The 15,807-nt window shown below is 72.9% G+C and carries 16 protein-coding genes; 8 read left to right on the top strand and 8 right to left on the bottom strand.

Annotated features, from left to right (window positions below; all coding sequences use genetic code 11):
* Nucleotides 1–31 precede the first annotated feature (31 nt).
* Genes B6R96_RS31450 through B6R96_RS31440 form a run of 3 tightly spaced genes read right to left on the bottom strand, consistent with a single transcriptional unit; the run spans nt 32 to nt 3,299 of the window.
* The gene (locus B6R96_RS31450) at nt 32–1,126 is read right to left on the bottom strand and encodes a threonine aldolase family protein (RefSeq protein ID WP_051778902.1); all 1,095 of its coding nucleotides are present in this window, start codon (nt 1,124–1,126) and stop codon (nt 32–34) included.
* Entirely contained in the window at nt 1,105–1,866 is a 762-nt protein-coding gene (locus B6R96_RS31445) for an SDR family NAD(P)-dependent oxidoreductase (protein ID WP_030384276.1), read from the bottom strand. The genes B6R96_RS31450 and B6R96_RS31445 overlap by 22 nt, the downstream gene beginning before the upstream one ends.
* 26 nt (nt 1,867–1,892) lie before the next feature.
* Nucleotides 1,893–3,299, bottom strand: a complete 1,407-nt coding sequence (locus B6R96_RS31440) for a DUF6421 family protein (RefSeq protein WP_030384275.1) — start codon at nt 3,297–3,299, stop codon at nt 1,893–1,895.
* A 360-nt stretch (nt 3,300–3,659) separates the two neighbouring features.
* Between B6R96_RS31440 and B6R96_RS31435 the strand changes: the two genes are divergently transcribed.
* Together B6R96_RS31435 and B6R96_RS31430 are read left to right on the top strand one after the other, a co-directional pair.
* On the top strand, nt 3,660–4,286 hold the full coding sequence (locus tag B6R96_RS31435; protein WP_107475621.1) for a PadR family transcriptional regulator: 627 nt from the start codon (nt 3,660–3,662) through the stop codon (nt 4,284–4,286).
* 190 nt (nt 4,287–4,476) lie between these two features.
* Nucleotides 4,477–5,169 carry a glycerophosphodiester phosphodiesterase gene (locus tag B6R96_RS31430; protein WP_081524327.1) on the top strand — a complete coding sequence of 231 codons (693 nt, stop codon included), beginning with the start codon at nt 4,477–4,479 and terminating at the stop codon, nt 5,167–5,169.
* Nucleotides 5,170–5,221: 52 nt separating this feature from the next.
* On the opposite strand, the gene B6R96_RS31425 is transcribed toward B6R96_RS31430, so the two are convergent.
* Entirely contained in the window at nt 5,222–5,761 is a 540-nt protein-coding gene (locus B6R96_RS31425) for a GNAT family N-acetyltransferase (RefSeq protein ID WP_081524326.1), read from the bottom strand.
* Between the two features lie 130 nt (nt 5,762–5,891).
* Here B6R96_RS31425 and B6R96_RS31420 point away from each other — a divergent pair, with 130 nt between their 5' ends.
* The 4 genes from B6R96_RS31420 to B6R96_RS31405 all read left to right on the top strand — a co-directional run bounded on the left by B6R96_RS31420 (nt 5,892) and on the right by B6R96_RS31405 (nt 8,936).
* The gene (locus B6R96_RS31420) at nt 5,892–6,455 is read left to right on the top strand and encodes a DUF5134 domain-containing protein (RefSeq protein WP_079404084.1); all 564 of its coding nucleotides are present in this window, start codon (nt 5,892–5,894) and stop codon (nt 6,453–6,455) included.
* 81 nt (nt 6,456–6,536) lie between these two features.
* Nucleotides 6,537–7,475, top strand: coding sequence for a M56 family metallopeptidase (locus tag B6R96_RS31415; protein WP_030384270.1), 939 nt, complete (start codon nt 6,537–6,539; stop codon nt 7,473–7,475).
* Nucleotides 7,476–7,535: 60 nt separating this feature from the next.
* Nucleotides 7,536–8,195, top strand: coding sequence for a phosphatase PAP2 family protein (locus B6R96_RS31410; protein WP_081524325.1), 660 nt, complete (start codon nt 7,536–7,538; stop codon nt 8,193–8,195).
* Between the two features lie 102 nt (nt 8,196–8,297).
* Nucleotides 8,298–8,936 (top strand): TetR/AcrR family transcriptional regulator, encoded by a 639-nt coding sequence (locus B6R96_RS31405; RefSeq protein ID WP_081524324.1) that lies wholly within the window; start codon nt 8,298–8,300, stop codon nt 8,934–8,936.
* A 2-nt stretch (nt 8,937–8,938) separates the two neighbouring features.
* Here the strand turns inward: B6R96_RS31405 and B6R96_RS31400 are convergent, their stop codons facing one another.
* Nucleotides 8,939–10,423 carry an LVIVD repeat-containing protein gene (locus B6R96_RS31400; protein WP_081524323.1) on the bottom strand — a complete coding sequence of 495 codons (1,485 nt, stop codon included), beginning with the start codon at nt 10,421–10,423 and terminating at the stop codon, nt 8,939–8,941.
* Nucleotides 10,424–10,499: 76 nt separating this feature from the next.
* On the opposite strand from B6R96_RS31400, the gene B6R96_RS31395 reads away from it, so the two are divergent.
* Nucleotides 10,500–11,216, top strand: coding sequence for a DUF305 domain-containing protein (locus B6R96_RS31395; RefSeq protein WP_081524322.1), 717 nt, complete (start codon nt 10,500–10,502; stop codon nt 11,214–11,216).
* A gap of 52 nt (nt 11,217–11,268) precedes the next feature.
* Nucleotides 11,269–12,627, top strand: a complete 1,359-nt coding sequence (locus tag B6R96_RS31390) for an FAD-dependent oxidoreductase (RefSeq protein ID WP_081524321.1) — start codon at nt 11,269–11,271, stop codon at nt 12,625–12,627.
* Nucleotides 12,628–12,782: 155 nt separating this feature from the next.
* Here the strand turns inward: B6R96_RS31390 and B6R96_RS31385 are convergent, their stop codons facing one another.
* From B6R96_RS31385 to B6R96_RS31375, 3 genes are all read right to left on the bottom strand, one after another.
* Nucleotides 12,783–13,130 (bottom strand): ArsR/SmtB family transcription factor, encoded by a 348-nt coding sequence (locus B6R96_RS31385; protein ID WP_053701567.1) that lies wholly within the window; start codon nt 13,128–13,130, stop codon nt 12,783–12,785.
* 153 nt (nt 13,131–13,283) lie between these two features.
* A complete protein-coding gene (locus B6R96_RS31380) occupies nt 13,284–14,384 on the bottom strand; it encodes an NADH:flavin oxidoreductase/NADH oxidase (protein ID WP_030384263.1) in 1,101 nt (366 codons plus the stop codon).
* A 74-nt stretch (nt 14,385–14,458) separates the two neighbouring features.
* Nucleotides 14,459–15,781 carry a wax ester/triacylglycerol synthase family O-acyltransferase gene (locus tag B6R96_RS31375; RefSeq protein WP_081524320.1) on the bottom strand — a complete coding sequence of 441 codons (1,323 nt, stop codon included), beginning with the start codon at nt 15,779–15,781 and terminating at the stop codon, nt 14,459–14,461.
* Nucleotides 15,782–15,807: the final 26 nt, after the last annotated feature.

Raw genomic sequence — 15,807 nt, 5'->3', positions numbered from 1 at the left:
ATAGTTATGCAGGACTGTGCGGTGCCGGCGCCTAGCGGGCCAGCTCTTCCTTCAGCGCCTGGAGGAAGCCGTCCACGTCCTCTTCCTGGGTGTCGAAGCCGCACATCCAGCGGACATCGCCCGCGGCCTCGTCCCAGAAGTAGAAGCGGTAACGCTTCTGCAGCCGACGGGACACCTCGTGCGGCAGCCGGGCGAACACCGCGTTCGCCTGCACCGGGTAGAGGATCTCCACGCCGTCCGTCTCGCGCACGCCGGCGGCGAGCCGCTGCGCCATCGCGTTGGCGTGCCGGGCGTTGCGCAGCCACAGGTCCTTGGCCAGCAGGGCCTCCAGCTGCACCGACACGAAGCGCATCTTGGACGCGAGCTGCATCGACATCTTGCGGATGTGCTTCATCTGCCGGACGGCGTCCGGGTTCAGCACCACCACGGCCTCGCCGAACATCATGCCGTTCTTGGTACCGCCGTACGACAGCACGTCCACGCCGACCGCGTTCGTGAAGGCGCGCATCGGCACGTCGAGCGAGGCCGCGGCGTTGGCTATCCGGGCACCGTCGAGGTGGACCTTCATGCCGAGCCGGTGGGCGTGCTCGCAGATCGCCCGGATCTCGTCCGGCGTGTAGACCGTGCCCAGCTCGGTGTTCTGGGTGATCGACACGACCTGCGGCATCGCCCGGTGCTCGTCCTCGAAGCCCCAGGCCTCCTGGTCGATGAGCTCGGGGGTGAGCTTGCCGTCCGGGGTCGGGACGGCGAGCAGCTTGAGGCCCGCCATCCGCTCCGGGGCGCCGCCCTCGTCCACGTTGATGTGGGCGCTCTTGGCACAGATCACCGCACCCCAGCGGTCCGTCATCGCCTGGAGGGCGGTGACGTTCGCGCCGGTGCCGTTGAAGACCGGGAAGGCCTCCGCGTACGGCCCGAAGTGGCTGCGGATGACCTTCTGCAGGTGCTCGGTGTAGTCGTCCTCGCCGTAGGCGACCTGGTGGCCGCCGTTGGCGAGGGCGATGGCCGCCAGGACCTCCGGGTGCACCCCCGCGTAGTTGTCGCTCGCGAAACCTCGCACAGCCGGGTCGTGGTGACGCCGGGCGTCGGTCTTGCCTGCCTCGGTTCTCACGGTTGCGGAGTGAGCCACAGACGCTGTCCGTTCACATCGATTGCGGGCCGCTCCCAGACGCCGGCGATGGCCTCGGCCAGCTCCTTCACGTCGGTGAAGCCCGCGAACTTCGCATTGGGACGCTCGGCGCGCATCGCGTCGTGCACCAGTGCCTTGATGACCAGGATCGCAGCTGCCGCGCCGGGGCCCTCGTCACCCCCCGCCTTGCGGAAGGAGTCCGCCATCGCCAGGGTCCAGGCCTCGGCGGCCGCCTTGCCCGCGTTGTACGCGGCGTTGTTGGCGACCGGCTTGTGCGCTCCGGACTGGCTGATCAGCACGTAGCGGCCGCGGTCGCTGCGCAGCAGCCCGTCGTGGAAGGCCAGCGAGGTGTGCTGGACGGTGCGGATGAGGAGCTTCTCCAGGAAGGTCCAGTCCGCGAGGTCGGCGTCGGTGAAGGTCTTGCTGCCGCGCCAGCCGCCGACGAGGTGGACCAGGCCGTCGATGCGGCCGAACTCCTTCTCGGTCTGCTCGGCCCAGGCCTTGGTGGCGCCCAGGTCGAGCAGGTCCACGGTGTCACCGGTGATGGTGGCGCCGCCGTGGGCGTAGCGCGCCGCGTCCACGGCCTCCGCGAGCCGCGCCGGATCGGCGTCGGACGCGACGACCACCGCTCCCGCCTCGGCGAGGCGGAGCAGGGTGGCACGGCCGGCGGGGCCACCGGCCCCGGCCACCGCCACCACCGCTCCGTGCAGCTTTCCGTTGCCGTTCCCGGAGCCGTTCATCTGTCCAGCCTCCTGTGGGCGAGCGCTCACGCGGCGACTCGCTCGGCCTGCTCGGCATTCAGGGCGGTGATGCCCTTCGTGGAGGCGATCACTCCCTTGAGCTTCTTGGCGAGCGCCTCAAAGAACATGCTGAGCGGAAACTCGTCCGGAAGCACGTCGTCCACCAGCTTGCGCGGGGGCTGCGTCATGTCCAGCGCGTCGGGACCCTTGGCCCACTTGGAGCCCGGGTGCGGGGCGAGGTAGGTGGAGACCAGCTCGTAGGCCTTGAACCAGTGGACGAGCTTCGGGCGGTCGATGCCGGCCCGGTAGAGGTCCTCGATCTCGGCGCACAGCTGGTTGGTGACCTGCGGGGCGCGCATCCAGTCGATCTTCAGCTTGTTGTCCGTCCAGCGCACGACGTCGTGCTTGTGGAGGTAGGCGAAGAGCAGCTGGCCGCCGAGGCCGTCGTAGTTGCGGTTGCGGTCGCCGGAGACCGGGAAGCGGAACATCCGGTCGAAGAGGACGGCGTACTGCACGTCGCGGCCGTGCTCGTTGCCCTCGGACTCCAGCTTCACGGCCTCCTTGAAGGCGGTGAGGTCGCAGCGCAGCTCCTCCAGGCCGTACATCCAGAACGGCTGGCGCTGCTTGATCATGAAGGGGTCGAACGGCAGGTCGCCGTGGCTGTGGGTGCGGTCGTGGACCATGTCCCACAGGACGAAGGCCTTCTCGCAGCGCTCCTGGTCCTCGACCATGCGGGCGATGTCCTCGGGCAGGTCGATGCCCAGGATGTCGACGGCGGCCTCGGTCACCTTGCGGTAGCGGGCGGCCTCGCGGTCGCAGAAGATGCCGCCCCAGGTGAAGCGCTCGGGGGCCTCGCGCACGGCGATGGTCTCCGGGAAGAGCACGGCGGAGTGGGTGTCGTAGCCCGGCGTGAAGTCCTCGAAGGTGATACCGAGGAAGAGCGGGTTGTCGTACCGGGTGCGCTCCAGCTCGGCGAGCCACTCGGGCCACACCATCTTGAGCACGACGGCTTCCAGGTTGCGGTCCAGGTTGCCGTTCTGGGTGTACATGGGGAAGACGACGAGGTGCTGGAGTCCGTCGGCGCGCTCGGCGGCCGGGTGGAAGGCCAGCAGGGAGTCGAGGAAGTCCGGGACCTTGAAGTCGTCCGCGGCCCACTTGCGCAGGTCGGCGATGAGCGCGCGGTGGTAAGCGGCTGCGTGCGGGAGCAGCGGGGACAGCGTCTCGACGGCCTCGATCACGCGGTCCACGGCGGCGAGGACGGTGGCACGGCCGTGGGCGCCCTCGACCTCGAAGTCGATGGAGCCGTCCTTGGCCTGCCAGGGCCGGATCTCCTCCACGGCGGCCTTGAGCTCGGGCCATGCGGGGTGGTCCACCACCCGCGCTCCGGCGGTTATCACGGCGCCGCCGGTTCCGGGCACAAGAGTTTCCGTCATGTCACTTCCTCCACAGGAGAACCTCACGTATGGGCAGCGTATGCGCGCGAGGCTCTTCCCCTCAAGAGGTGACTCCGGAAATTATCCTGCGTCACCCCCTCCTTCACCGGAAGTCTTCCCGTCCGTCGGCGCGGAACCGACCACTCCGCCCAATCGCGCCAAGGCTTCCCCCGGTCGGCGGCCGTACGCCGGCCGGGCCCGGCCGGGTGGGGCGCGGGAGGCGCCAGAGGCGCACATCACACACCCCGGAAGTGCGGAATGACCCTTTCGCCCCACTGGCGCAAGGTTTCCGGGCAGGCCCCCTGCTTCACTGGGCCTCCAGGGTTGCGCCGCGCACCCGGCCTCACTTCAATTCGAAATATGCCGAGTAGTCATGAGTCGAAGAAGCAAGAGCTGCCGCCGACCGCGTGGGCCGTTCTGGGCCTGCTCTCCTTTCCCGGCGAGCGGACCGGCTACGAGCTGAAGAAGTGGGCGGACTCCTCCCTGCGCTTCTTCTACTGGTCGCCGGCCATCAGCCAGATCTACGCGGAGCTGCGCCGTCTGGAGGAACTCGGCCACGCGGCCTCCGTGCGCTCCGGGCCCGAGGAGACGCGGGCCAAGCGGCGCTACGCGATCACCGACGCCGGGCGCGAGGCGCTGGCCGGGTGGGCCGCGGACACCGCCGAGGCCGGGCCCCCCGTGCTCAAGCACGGACTGCTGCTGCGGATCTGGCTCGGCCACCTGGCCGAGCCGGAGCGGCTGCGCGCGATGGTCGGCGAGCACCTGGAGCGGACCCGGGGCGAACTGGCCGCCGTACGGGAGGCCATGGAGCACGCGGGCGGCGTACCGGACTGGAACTTCCCCACCCTCGCGCTGCGCTGGAGCGAGCGGCAGCACCTGGCCGAACTGGCGCTCGCCGAGGCCCTGCTCGGCGACCTGGACGAGCTCGCGCGGACGCCGCGCGAACCCGGTCGTCAAGCCGGCGGGGACGCGCCCACGCCCGGGTGACGCGACAGGCGCGCCATCGCCCCCGGCGGGGCGCACGACCCCGGCGGGAAGCGGCCGGAACGCTCCTCGGGAGCCGTGCACGCCCGGTCCTTTCGCACCCGCGGCGCACTAGCATGCGACCTCATCGCGCGCGGCCGGTCGGGACACCGCAGCCGCGCGGGGAGCCGCCGTCGACGGAAGCGAGAGAACCTTGACTTTCCTCACCATCGGTCACCGCGGGGTCATGGGTGTCGAACCGGAGAACACCTTGCGGTCGTACCTGCGAGCGGAACGTTGCGGCATGGACGTCATCGCTCTGGATCTGCGCCTCAGCAAGGACGGCGCCCTCGTCGCCGTGCACGATCCCGAGGTGGACCGGACCACCGACGGCTCGGGGGCCGTCGCCGATCTGACCCTGGCCGAGCTGCGCGAACTGGACGCCGGTCAGGGCGAGCACGTGCCGGTCCTCGAGGAGGTCCTGGACGCGGTCCGGGTGCCGCTCCAGGCCTTCGTCCACGACCTGGCCACCGCCCCGGTGCTCGCGGAACTGATCCTGCGCCGCGACCTGGCCTCCCGGGTGGAGGTGGCCTCCGACCGGGAGGCGGTGCTCGCCGAGACGGCCCGGCTGGTGCCGGGCGTGCGGACCGTCCTGTGCGCGGACTCCCCCGCCGCGGAGGCCGGGTCCCTGGTGGACCGCGCGCTGGCCGTGGGCGCCGCGACGATCGCGGTGGACATCCGGCGGCTCAGCCTGGAGGCGGTGGAGTCCGCGCACGCGGCGGGCCTGCGCGTGACGGGCCGCGCGGTCAACACCCTGGACCTGTTGCGGCTCGCGCGGGCGCTGGGCCTGGACGGCGCCGCCACCGACTTCCCGGAGATCCGCAGCACCGGCCGCTTCACCGCCTGACGGCCCGTCCGGGCTCCGGCCCCTGGCGGCCTGCGCCCGGGGCGGCCTGCGCTCAGAGCGACTTGACCAGCAGCTCGAAGGCGAGGTCGTCGCGGAGCGGGACGCCGAAGCGCGCGTCACCGTAGGGGAAGGGGCTCAGCTCGCCGGTGCGCCGGTAGCCGCGGCGCACGTAGTAGGCGATGAGCTCCTCCCGTACGTTCACCACCGTCATGCGCATCTCCTTGGCGCCCCAGTGCTCGCGGGCGCGGCGCTCGGCCTCGGCCAGGATCTCCTTGCCGAGGCCGCCGCCCTGGAGCCCGGGGCGGACGGCGAACATCCCGAAGTAGACGTGGTCGTCCCGGTGTTCGAGCTGGCAGCAGGCGACGAGTTCGCCCGCGCGCTCGACGACGAGGAGGACCCCGTCCGGGGCGGCGATGACGGCGCGGACCCCGTCCGGGTCGGTGCGCTGCCCGTCCAGGTAGTCGGCCTCGGTGGTCCAGCCGGCCCGGCTCGCGTCCCCGCGGTAGGCGGACTCGACGAGGTCCACCAGTTCCGGTACGTCCGTCTCGACGGCGCTGCGGAAACTCAGGGCGGCGGGCTGGGCGGTCGTCATCGGGTGCTCCGTTCGGTGCGGCGGCATATGACATGCCGGGAAGGCAGGGAGAGCGTATCCCGGAGCCGCGTGAGGGTGCTGTGAGAGGGGCATCTCTCCCCGTGACGCCGACGAACCGGGAGGTTCCGCCGTGCACGGTTCTGCCACTTCCCTCGCCACCTCCGTCTCCTCCTGGCTGCTGGTGCTGCTGTGCGCGGTGAGCGGTGCGTACTGCCTGTGGCGGGTGCGCGGTTCGGGCGGGGCCGCCGGGGAGGCGGTGATGGGCTTCGGGATGGCGCTGATGGCGGTGCCTCTCGGGCACGGTGACGGGTGGCGGATCCCCGTCCTGGCCGTGGTCTTCTGCGGTGCGTCCCTGCACGCCCTGTGGCTGCTGCGGGGCGGGGCGCACCACGCCCACCACCTGGTGGGCTCGCTGACGATGGTCTACATGACCGTGACGGCGGGGACGGGCCCCGCGGACGGTCAGGGGCACGGCCAGGGCCACGCGCCGGGGGCAGGGCTGCCGCTGCTCACCGGGGCACTGCTCCTCTACTTCGCCGGGTACGTGGTGCTCGGCGGGAGCCGGCTGATCACCGCGGGCGGCGGGGCCGCGGCCGCACCGGCGGCAAGCGGCCGGGGCGGGCCCGGCGAACTCATCCGCGCCTGCCGACTCGCCATGGGAATGGGGATGTTGGCCATGCTGCTCACGATGTGAGGGCCGTGGCGGACGTGTCCTGCGTCACCAAAGCCCCGAGGGCGTACCCGCAGGTAGTCCCGCGCTCATAGGCTGGCGACCATGATGGTCCCCGCCGCCCTCCTGTTGCTCGGCGCCCTGACCGCGGTGCTCGCGCCCCGTCTGCTGGCCCGGGCCCGCTGGCCCGAGCGCGAGCCGGTCGTCGCCCTGTGGGTGTGGCAGTGCGTGGTCGGCGCGGTGCTCCTGTGCTTCGGGCTGTCGATGCTGCTGAGCGCTGCGGCGGCCTGGCAGGCGGTCCGGGGCCGGCTCTTCGCCGCCGCCCCGCACGGGGTGGTCGACGCCTACGCGCTGGGCGCGTCCGGCGGGCCCTGGGCCGCCGCCACCGCGCTCGCGCTGGCGGGCGGCGGGCTGTGGACCGGGGCGATGCTGACCGCCGAGGTGCTGCGGGCGCGGGCCCGGCGGCGCGCGCAGGGCAGCGAGCTGCTGGAACGGGCCCCGCTGCTGCCCGGGGAGGACCCGGCGGGCGCGCGGCTCGTCGTACTGGAGGGGCCGCGGCCGGATGCGTGGTGGCTGCCGGGAGCGGCCCCGCAGCTGGTGGTCACGACGGCGGCGCTGGGCCGGCTGAAGGGCAGCCAGCTGGATGCCGTCCTCGCGCACGAGCAGGGGCACGCGGCGGCCCGGCACGACTGGCTGCTGCACTGTTCGCGGGCGCTGGCCCGGGGGTTCCCCCAGGTGCCGGTCTTCGCGGCGTTCGAGGCGGAGATGCACCGGCTGGTGGAGATGGCCGCCGACGACGTGGCCTCCCGGCGGTACGGACGGCTGACGATCGCGCTGGCGCTGGTCGGACTCAACGAGGACCGCGGGGTGTTCGGGGCCTCCTCGACCGAGCACGCGCACGTCCCCCAGCGGGTGCGCAGGCTGCTGTCGGCGGCGCCCCGGCTGTCCCCGGGCCGGCGGCTGCGGCTGACCGCGATGGCCACCCTGGTCCCGGCGATCCCGCTGGTGGTGGCTTTCGTACCGGGGCTGAGCGCGCTGGCGTAGAAGGTGCTCCCCCGGCGCTGCCGGCCGCCGCCCGGCGGTCGGCGGTGCGAGGATCTCGGCATGCGCAAAGATCCCTTGCGGTGGACCGGCATCGGCTGTGCGCTGCTCGCGGCGGTCCTGACGGCGCTGGTGGTGGCGGGGTGGCGGCCGCTCCTCGCCTACGACGAACGGGTCGCGCGGGACCTGCACGCCCACGCCGTGGCCCATCCCGCGGTCACGCAGGTGATGCGGGTGCTCAGCGACTGGGTGTGGGACCCCTGGACGATGCGTGCCCTGGCGGCCGTCGCCTGCGTGCTGCTGTGGTGGCGGGGCGACCGGGGGCGTGCGGTGCTGGTGGCCGTGGCGACACTGGCGGCCTCGGTGGTGCAGCAGGTACTGAAGGCGTTGGTGGGGCGGGAGCGTCCGGTGTGGTCGGATCCGGTGGACTCGGCGCACTACGCGGCCTACCCGTCCGGGCACGCCATGACGGCGACGGTGGTGTGCGGACTGCTCCTGTGGCTGCTCCCCCGCCCGGTCCCGGCACGGGCCCCGGCCGTGTGGGCGGCGGCCGCCTGGGCGGTGGCCGTGGTCTCGGTGCTCGGGGTCGGCTTCACCCGGATGTACCTCGGGGTGCACTGGCCGTCGGACGTGCTGGCGGGCTGGCTCCTGGGAGTGGCCCTGGTGGCTCTCGCGGTTTCGGTTCCGGTCCGCGCACGCGGCTGCGACCCGGCGGAACGGTGAGGGTACGGCGCGCCTGCCCTGGATGATCCCCCGTGTCACCCAGAGCAGGCGACCCCGTGCGCTGAGTATATTGGCTCGGAGCCAGTCAACGCAGGAGTAAGCATGTCCCCGCGCAGCGCATCGGTCAATGAAGAATTGCGCAGACGTTCCCGGGAGCGGCTGCTGCAGTCCACGGTCGAACTCGTGGCCGAGCGCGGCTACGAGGCCACGACCCTCGGCGACATCGCCGACCGGGCGGGCGCGGCGCGCGGCCTGGTCTCGTACTACTTCCCAAGCAAACGGCAGTTGCTGCAGTCGGCGGTGCACCGGCTGATGTACCTCACCCTGTACGCCGCGCTGGAGCGGGAGCCCCGCAGCGCCTGCGGGCGCGAGCGGCTGGCGCGCGCGATCGACGCGGTCCTGGGGCTGGCGCGGGACGAACCACTGCTGATGCGCACCCACATGGCGGGCATCCTCACCGCCGAGGGCTTCGTGCAGTGCCCCGAGCAGCAGCGGCTGGCGGAACTGCTGCGGGACACCGTCGTGCGGTACGGCTCGGCGGACCCGGACGCGGACTATCCGCTGCTGCGGGCCCAGCTGATGGGCGCCGTGGTGGCGATCCTGCTGCCCGGCGCCCCGATGCCGGCACGGCGGCTGCGGGCCGAGCTGTTCCAGCGCTACGGACTGGACTGGGAGCTCGGCGTTCCGCCGGACGGCGGGCCGCCCGGCGGAACGTTTCCCTCATACTCCGCGCACCCCTGAGGTCAGTGGTACTCGGGCTGGGTCTGCACGTTGAGCCGGTCCGTCCACACCCACTTGGCGCTCTCGGTGCGCCAGTCGTCGAGCCGGAGCACGTCGAGGCCCTTGGTGATGTCGTTCGAGTAGATGTGCCCGTTGTAGTAGTACGCGGACCAGGATCCGCCGAGGCCGAGCCGGTCCGTCGTCAGCGGTCCGCGCTCGAAGTAGGCGATCTCCTTGGGCCGGGCGGAGTCGGTGAAGTCCCATACGGAGACGCCGCCCTGGTACCAGGCCTGCACCATGATGTCGCGGCCGCCGCCGACCGGGACCAGCGAGCCGTTGTGGGCCACGCAGTTCTCGGTGTCGGCCTGGTGGCGCGGGATCTTGAAGTAGCTGCGGAAGGCGAGCTTGCGCTGGTCCCCGCGGCCGGTGATCTCGTAGATCCCGTCGGCGCCCCGGTTCGGCCCGGTGGCCTCGTTGCAGGTGGCGCCGCCACCGCCGCCGAGCTCGTCGGTGAACACCACCTTGTTCGCGCGTTCGTTGAAAGTGGCCGAGTGCCAGAACGCGAAGTTCACGTTGTCCTGGACCCGGTCGATGACCCGCGGCTGCTCGGGCCTGCTGATGTCGAAGAGGATGCCGTCGCCCATGCAGGCGCCCGCGGCCAGGTTCTTCGACGGCAGCACGGTGATGTCGTGGCAGCCGGTGGTCTTGGAGACGCCCGGGTTGGTGGGCGCGCCCGGGTTGCCGCCGTCCGGGAAGAGGACCGGGAAGGCGACGACGGCGGCCTTCGTCGGGGCCTTCTTCGGGACCTTCACGATCGAGATGCCGTCGTGCGGCGGCTTGCAGTCGGGGAAGGCCTCGTTCGGGGAGTACGAGGCGACGTAGAGGTAGAGGTCGCGGTCGCCCGGCACCAGGGTGTGGGTGTGCGAACCGCAGGCGGTCTCGACGGACTTGATGTACCTGGGGTTCTTCTTGTCCTTGATGTCGAAGATCTTGATGCCCTCCCACGAGGACTTCTCCGTGGCCGGCTGCGAGACGCTGTTGCAGGAGTCGTCGCTGCGCGAGGAGTCGGTGGAGAGGAAGAGCAGGTCGCCGTGGACCGAGATGTCGTTCTGGCCACCGGGGCAGAGCACCTGGCTGACGGTCTTCGGGGCCTTCGGGTTGGCGATGTCGTAGATGGTGAAGCCGTTGTAGTTGCCCGCGTAGGCGTACCTGCCCTGGAAGGCCAGGTCGGAGTTGACCACCGTCGGGTCGGTGCTGGGGATGTTGGCCAGGGGCTTGATGTTGCGGCTGTGCACGATCTCGTCCTGGCCGGGAATGTCGCCCGGGGCGAGCTCCCTGCCCTCGGCGAGGCCCGCGCTCTGCCGGTTCGCGCTGCCGGGTGTTAAGTCACCCGGGTCGGGGGTGGCGGCCGCCGGTCCGGCTGCCAGGAGCGTGGTGAGGAGGCCGGCCGCGGCGACGGCCACCCCCACCCTCCTGTTTCGCACCCGCCTGGTGTGTTGCGAGGTCACTGTGCCCTCCCATGGGAGCCCGATCGGTTCCGCCCACAGGGGAACGGAACCAGGACCCCGGCAGTATCTTCCCTTCATGGACATGGCAAAAGCCCTCAGGGGCCGGACCGTCTTACAAGCGCGCTTCGGCCGACTCTCGCTGGCGGCGGTGGCCGCCGGCCTCCTGCTGACGCTCTCCGGCTGCCAGGGGGACGACGGATCGGACCGGGCCGACGACGGCCGGGCCACGATCGTCGCCCCGGGAAAGCCGGGTGAGAAGGCCCGTCACCTCACCCCCGAGCAGGCCGCGAAGGCGAAACCCGACGACAGCCCGAACGCCGCCGACCACGCCTACGTGTCCCGCATGATCGAACACCACCGGCAGGCGCTGACGATGAGCGCGCTGGCCCCCGAGCGGGCCGCGGCGGACGGGGTCAAGCGGCTGGCGGAGCGGATCACGGCGGCCCAGAAGCCCGAAATCGGCGCGATGGAGAAGTGGTTGGCGCGCTACCCGGCCCCCGCACCGGCCCCGTCGGCGGGCGCGTCGGCGGGCTCCGGCGGGCACCCGCAGGGGCACGACCACGGGGCGATGCCCGGCATGGCGACGGAGCAGCAGCTCAAGGACCTGGCCGCGGCCGGCGGGGCCGACTTCGACCGGCTCTTCCTCACCCTGATGACCGCCCACCACGAGGGCGCCGTGAAGATGGCCGGCGAGGCGCTGGCCGGCGGGAACAACGGGGCGGTGGAGGAGATGGCCACCGAGGTGGTGGCCACGCAGAGCGCCGAGATCCACCGGATGCGCTCGATGGGCTGACTCCGCGGGGGGCCGGTGTCATGCTGGGACCACCTGCGGGAGGAGCTCCGCCGTGCTTCGTGTCGCCGTCGTCGGATCGGGCCCCAGCGGGGTCTACGCGGCCCAGACGCTGGTGCAGCAGCGCGAGGTGCCCGGGGTACGGGTGGACGTGCTGGACCGGCTCCCCGCCCCGTACGGGCTCGTCCGGTACGGGGTCGCCCCGGACCACGAGAAGATCAAATCGCTCCAGGGCAGCCTGCGCACCGTGCTGGAGGACGAGCGGATCCGCTTCCTCGGGAACATCGAGGTCGGCGGGGACCGGCTGTCCACGGACCGGCTGCTGGAGCTCTACCACGCCGTGGTGTACTGCGTGGGCGCGGCCCGGGACCGGATGCTGGGGATCCCCGGCGAGGACCTGGCCGGGGTGCACTCCGCCACCGCCTTCGTGTCCTGGTACAGCGGTCATCCGGACGCCGCCGCGGAGGCCTTCGACCTGCCCGGGGTCGACAGCGCCGTCGTGGTCGGCGCCGGCAACGTCGCGGTGGACGTGACGCGGATCCTGGCCCGGGGCACGGCCGAACTGGCGCCCACGGACATGCCGCAGGCGGCGCTCGGCGCTCTCGGGGACAGTGCGGTGCGCAGGGTGGCGATGGTGGCCCGGCGCGGGCCGTCGCAGGGCCGGTTCACCACCAAGGAGCTGCGCGAACTGGGCACGCTGCCGGGTGTGGACATCGGCGCGGACCCGGCCGAGCTGGCCCTGGACCCCGTGTACACCGACCCGGCGGCGGCCGCCGCCCTGCCGGCGGTGGCCCGGCGGAACCTGGAGGTGCTGCGCGGCTGGGCCGAAGCGGGCCCGGGCGAGGGGCCGCGCCGGATCGCGCTGCGGTTCTATCTGCGCCCGGTGGAGATCCTGGGCGGGCCCGACGGCCGGGTCACCGGGATGCGCTTCGAGCGCACCGCCCCGGACGGCAGCGGCGGGGTGACCGGGACGGGCGTGTACGAGGACGTCGAGGCGCAGTTGGTGCTGCGCTCGGTGGGGTACCGGGGCGTGCCGCTCGCCGGGCTGCCCTTCGACCCCGCGAGGGGCACGGTCCCGCACGCGGCGGGGCGGGTGCTGCGCGCGGGCCGGGCCTCGGTCGGCGAGTACGTGGCGGGCTGGATCAAGCGCGGCCCGACCGGGGTGATCGGCACCAACCGGCCCTGCGCCAAGGAGACCGTGTCCTCGCTGCTCCAGGACGCGGGGGCACTGGCCCGGCGGGACCTCCCCGGGGACCCGCTGGACGCCCTGCGGGGGGCGGGCCTGCGGCCGGTGCGGTGGCCCGGCTGGCTGGCCATCGAGGCGGCCGAGGCCGAGCTGGGGCGCTCCCTGGGCCGCCGCTCGGTGAAGATCCCCGACTGGCAGGGCCTGTTGGGCGCGGCCGGCCCGCTCTAGGCCGCCTCTTTCGGATCTTGTCGGCCGGGCCCGCGGCGTCCGGTGCCATGGGGTCTCCCCAGGCCCGCCGGGGCCGAGGGGGAGCCCGACAAGGCGGCCGGGTGCGGTACCGGGCGTCACGGGCCCGGCAGGATCCGAAGGAGACGGCCTGGGCCTCAGGCGCCGAGGCGGGCTTCCTCGGCCGCGGCGGCCGCGAGGACGCTGTCGAGGAGGCCGGGGAAGAGCGCCTCCAGCTCCTCCCGGCGCAGGGCGTTGAGCTTGGTGGTGCCGCGGTAGGTCTGGCGTACGACACCGCTCTCGCGCAGCACGCGGAAGTGGTGGGTGGTCGTGGACTTGGTGACGGGCAGGACGAAGAACGAGCAGGCCAGGTCCTCGGCCGAGGCGGCCAGGTCCAGGACGATGGACAGCCGGACCGGGTCGGAGAGCGCGTGCAGCACGCCGTCGAGGCGGATCTCGCCCGCCTCGGGGTGGGCGAGGATGCGGGAGGTGTCCCGTTCCGTCATGTCCCTGCTCCACTCACTCGGTTCGTTGCGTTCCGGTTCCTGCGGGCCCCCCATCGTACGAGAGCCGTCGAAGAAGGCGGGCGCCTCACGGAAATCGGCGCAAAGCAGTGGTAGGGCTCCGGTGGCACCCGGGTGTCACCGGAGCCCTGCACGTCACCAGGAGCGGTGGTACGGGGCCGGCACGGGGACCTCCGCGCCCAGCTCGGCCGCCGCGCGGCGCGCCCAGTACGGGTCGCGCAGCAGCTCCCGGCCCAGCAGCACGGCGTCGGCCTCCCCGTTGGCGAGGATCTTCTCGGCCTGCTCCGGTTCGGTGATCAGGCCGACGGCGGCCACGGGCAGGGAGGTCTCGGCCTTGACCCGGGCCGCGAAGGGGACCTGGAAGCCGGGGCCGACGGGGATCTTCGCGTGCGGCGCGAGGCCGCCGGTCGAGACGTCGAGCAGGTCCACCCCGTGCTCCGTCAGCAGCTGCGCGAACCGGACCGTTTCGTCGGCGGTCCAGCCATCCTCCTCCAGCCAGTCGGTGGCGGAGATCCGGAAGAACAGCGGGAGCTCCTCGGGCCACACCGCCCGTACGGCGTCGACGACTTCGAGGGCGAAGCGGGTGCGGTTGGCGAAGGAGCCGCCGTACGCGTCGGTGCGCCGGTTGCTGTGCGGGGAGAGGAACTCGCCGATCAGGTAGCCGTGCGCGCCGTGGATCTCGACGACCTCGTAGCCCGCGGCCAGTGCGCGCCGGGCGGCGGCCGCGAAGTGGCCGGTGATCTCGTGGATCTCGTCGACCGTCAGCTCTTGGGGCACCGGGTGGCCCTCGGAGAACGCCAGGGGGCTCGGGGCGACCGGCTGCCAGCCGTGCGCCTCGGGCCCGACCGGCCCGCCGCCGTTCCAGGTGCGGTCGGTGGAGGCCTTGCGGCCGGCGTGCGCGATCTGGATGCCGGGGACGGTGCCCCGGGCCTTGAGGAAGGAGGTGATCCTGCGCAGCGCCTCGACCTGGGTGTCGTTCCAGATGCCGAGGTCGTAGGGGGAGATCCGGCCTTCCGGGGAGACTGCGGTCGCCTCCTGGATGATCAGGCCGGTGCCGCCGGTGGCGCGTGCGGCGTAGTGGGCGAAGTGCCAGTCGTCGGCGACGCCCGCGTTCGGCCCGAACGCCTCGGCGCTGTACTGGCACATCGGGGCCATCCACACGCGGTTGGGGACGGTGACGGAGCGAAGCGTCCAGGGTGCGAACAGGGCGGCGAAAGCGGCGGGTGCAGCACTCATCAGGCTCTCCAGATACGGCCGGACATGCCGGGGCGACCAAGTACGAGGATCACCGTACTACGAATTTCCTCGTACTACGAGACCTCTCGTACAAGTGCGTCGAGTTCCGCGCGCAGCGCCCCGGCGAGAGCCTCCAGGTCCGGGACGGCCGCCGCGTCGGCCACCAGTCCGTAGTGGACGGTCCCCTTGTACGTGGAGACCGCGACGGCCAGCGACTGGCCGCGGGCCAGCGGGGCGAGCGGATAGACCTCGCGGACCGCGCTGCCGCCGAGGGTGAAGGTGAAGCCCGGCAGCGGGACGCTGGTGACCAGGATGTCGAAGAGGAGCCGGGCCGCCTGCGCCACGAGCGGACCGCCGAGCCGGTGGCCGAGCGGGTGGACGTGGTCGGCGAGCAGGGCGACGGCCCCGGCGCCGCGGGCGGGTCCGGCGTCCTTGTTGCGGTCCATGGCCGCGCGCACCCGGTCGAGGCGGCCCAGCGGGTCCGACTCGGCGAGCGGCAGCCGGAGCAGATAGCCGGAGAGCCGGTTTCCGGCGCCCCCGGCACCTCCGGGGCCGCGACGGCGGGACACGGGGATCAGGGCGCGCGGTCCGGCGCCCCAGGGTTCCGGGTCGCCGCGCTCCGCCAGCCAGCGCCGCAGCGCGCCGGCGACCAGCGCGATCAACACGTCGTTGACGGTGCCGCCGGCGCCCTTGCGGACCAGGTTGACCTCGTCCAGGTCCAGCGCCAGGCAGGCGACCTCCCGGGCGCCGGCTCCGGTGGAGTCCGCGGTGAGCGCCGCCGGCACGCCGAGCGGCAGACCGGCGCGGGCCACGGCGGCGCCGATCTCCAGCGCCTGGCCGACGTCCTGGACCCGGGCCGCCAGCACCCCGGGGAGCCTGCGCAGGAGGGAACCGGCCCGCTGCTCGGGGACGGGCCGCGCGGGCGGCCGCGGGGCCGTCCCCTCGTCGAACAGGGTGGCCGCGAGGGCGAGCGCGCCCAGCCCGTCGGCGAGGGCGTGGTGGAACTTGAAGAGCACCGCGAAGGAGTCCGGGTCGGGCCCGGCCAGGACGTGCGCCTCCCAGGGCGGCAGCGCCCGGTCCAGCGGCCGGGCCATGAGGGGCCCGGCGGCGGCATGCGGTACGGCCTCCCCGGTCCGGACGAGGAAGACGTGCCGCGCCGGGTCGAAGCCGGGGTCCGGCGACCAGGCGGCGGCACCGACCGGCAGCAGCACGTCGTGGATCCGGCGGCGCAGGCGCGGCACGGCGGCGCAGCGGGCGGTCAGCAGCTCGGCGGCCCGCTCGGCGGCGCCGGGGCCGGCGGCGCGGAAGACGGCGAGCGCGCCCAGGTGCATGGGGTGGTCGGCGGATTCGATCCGCCAGAAGGCGAGGTCGAGCGGGGACAGGTGCTCGGTGGCCACATACGTCCTCTCGCGGGCGGCGGCAG

This window comes from Streptomyces sp. Sge12, from assembly GCF_002080455.1.
GTDB lineage: Bacteria > Actinomycetota > Actinomycetes > Streptomycetales > Streptomycetaceae > Streptomyces.
This window is presented reverse-complemented; position numbering and strand designations above follow the sequence as displayed.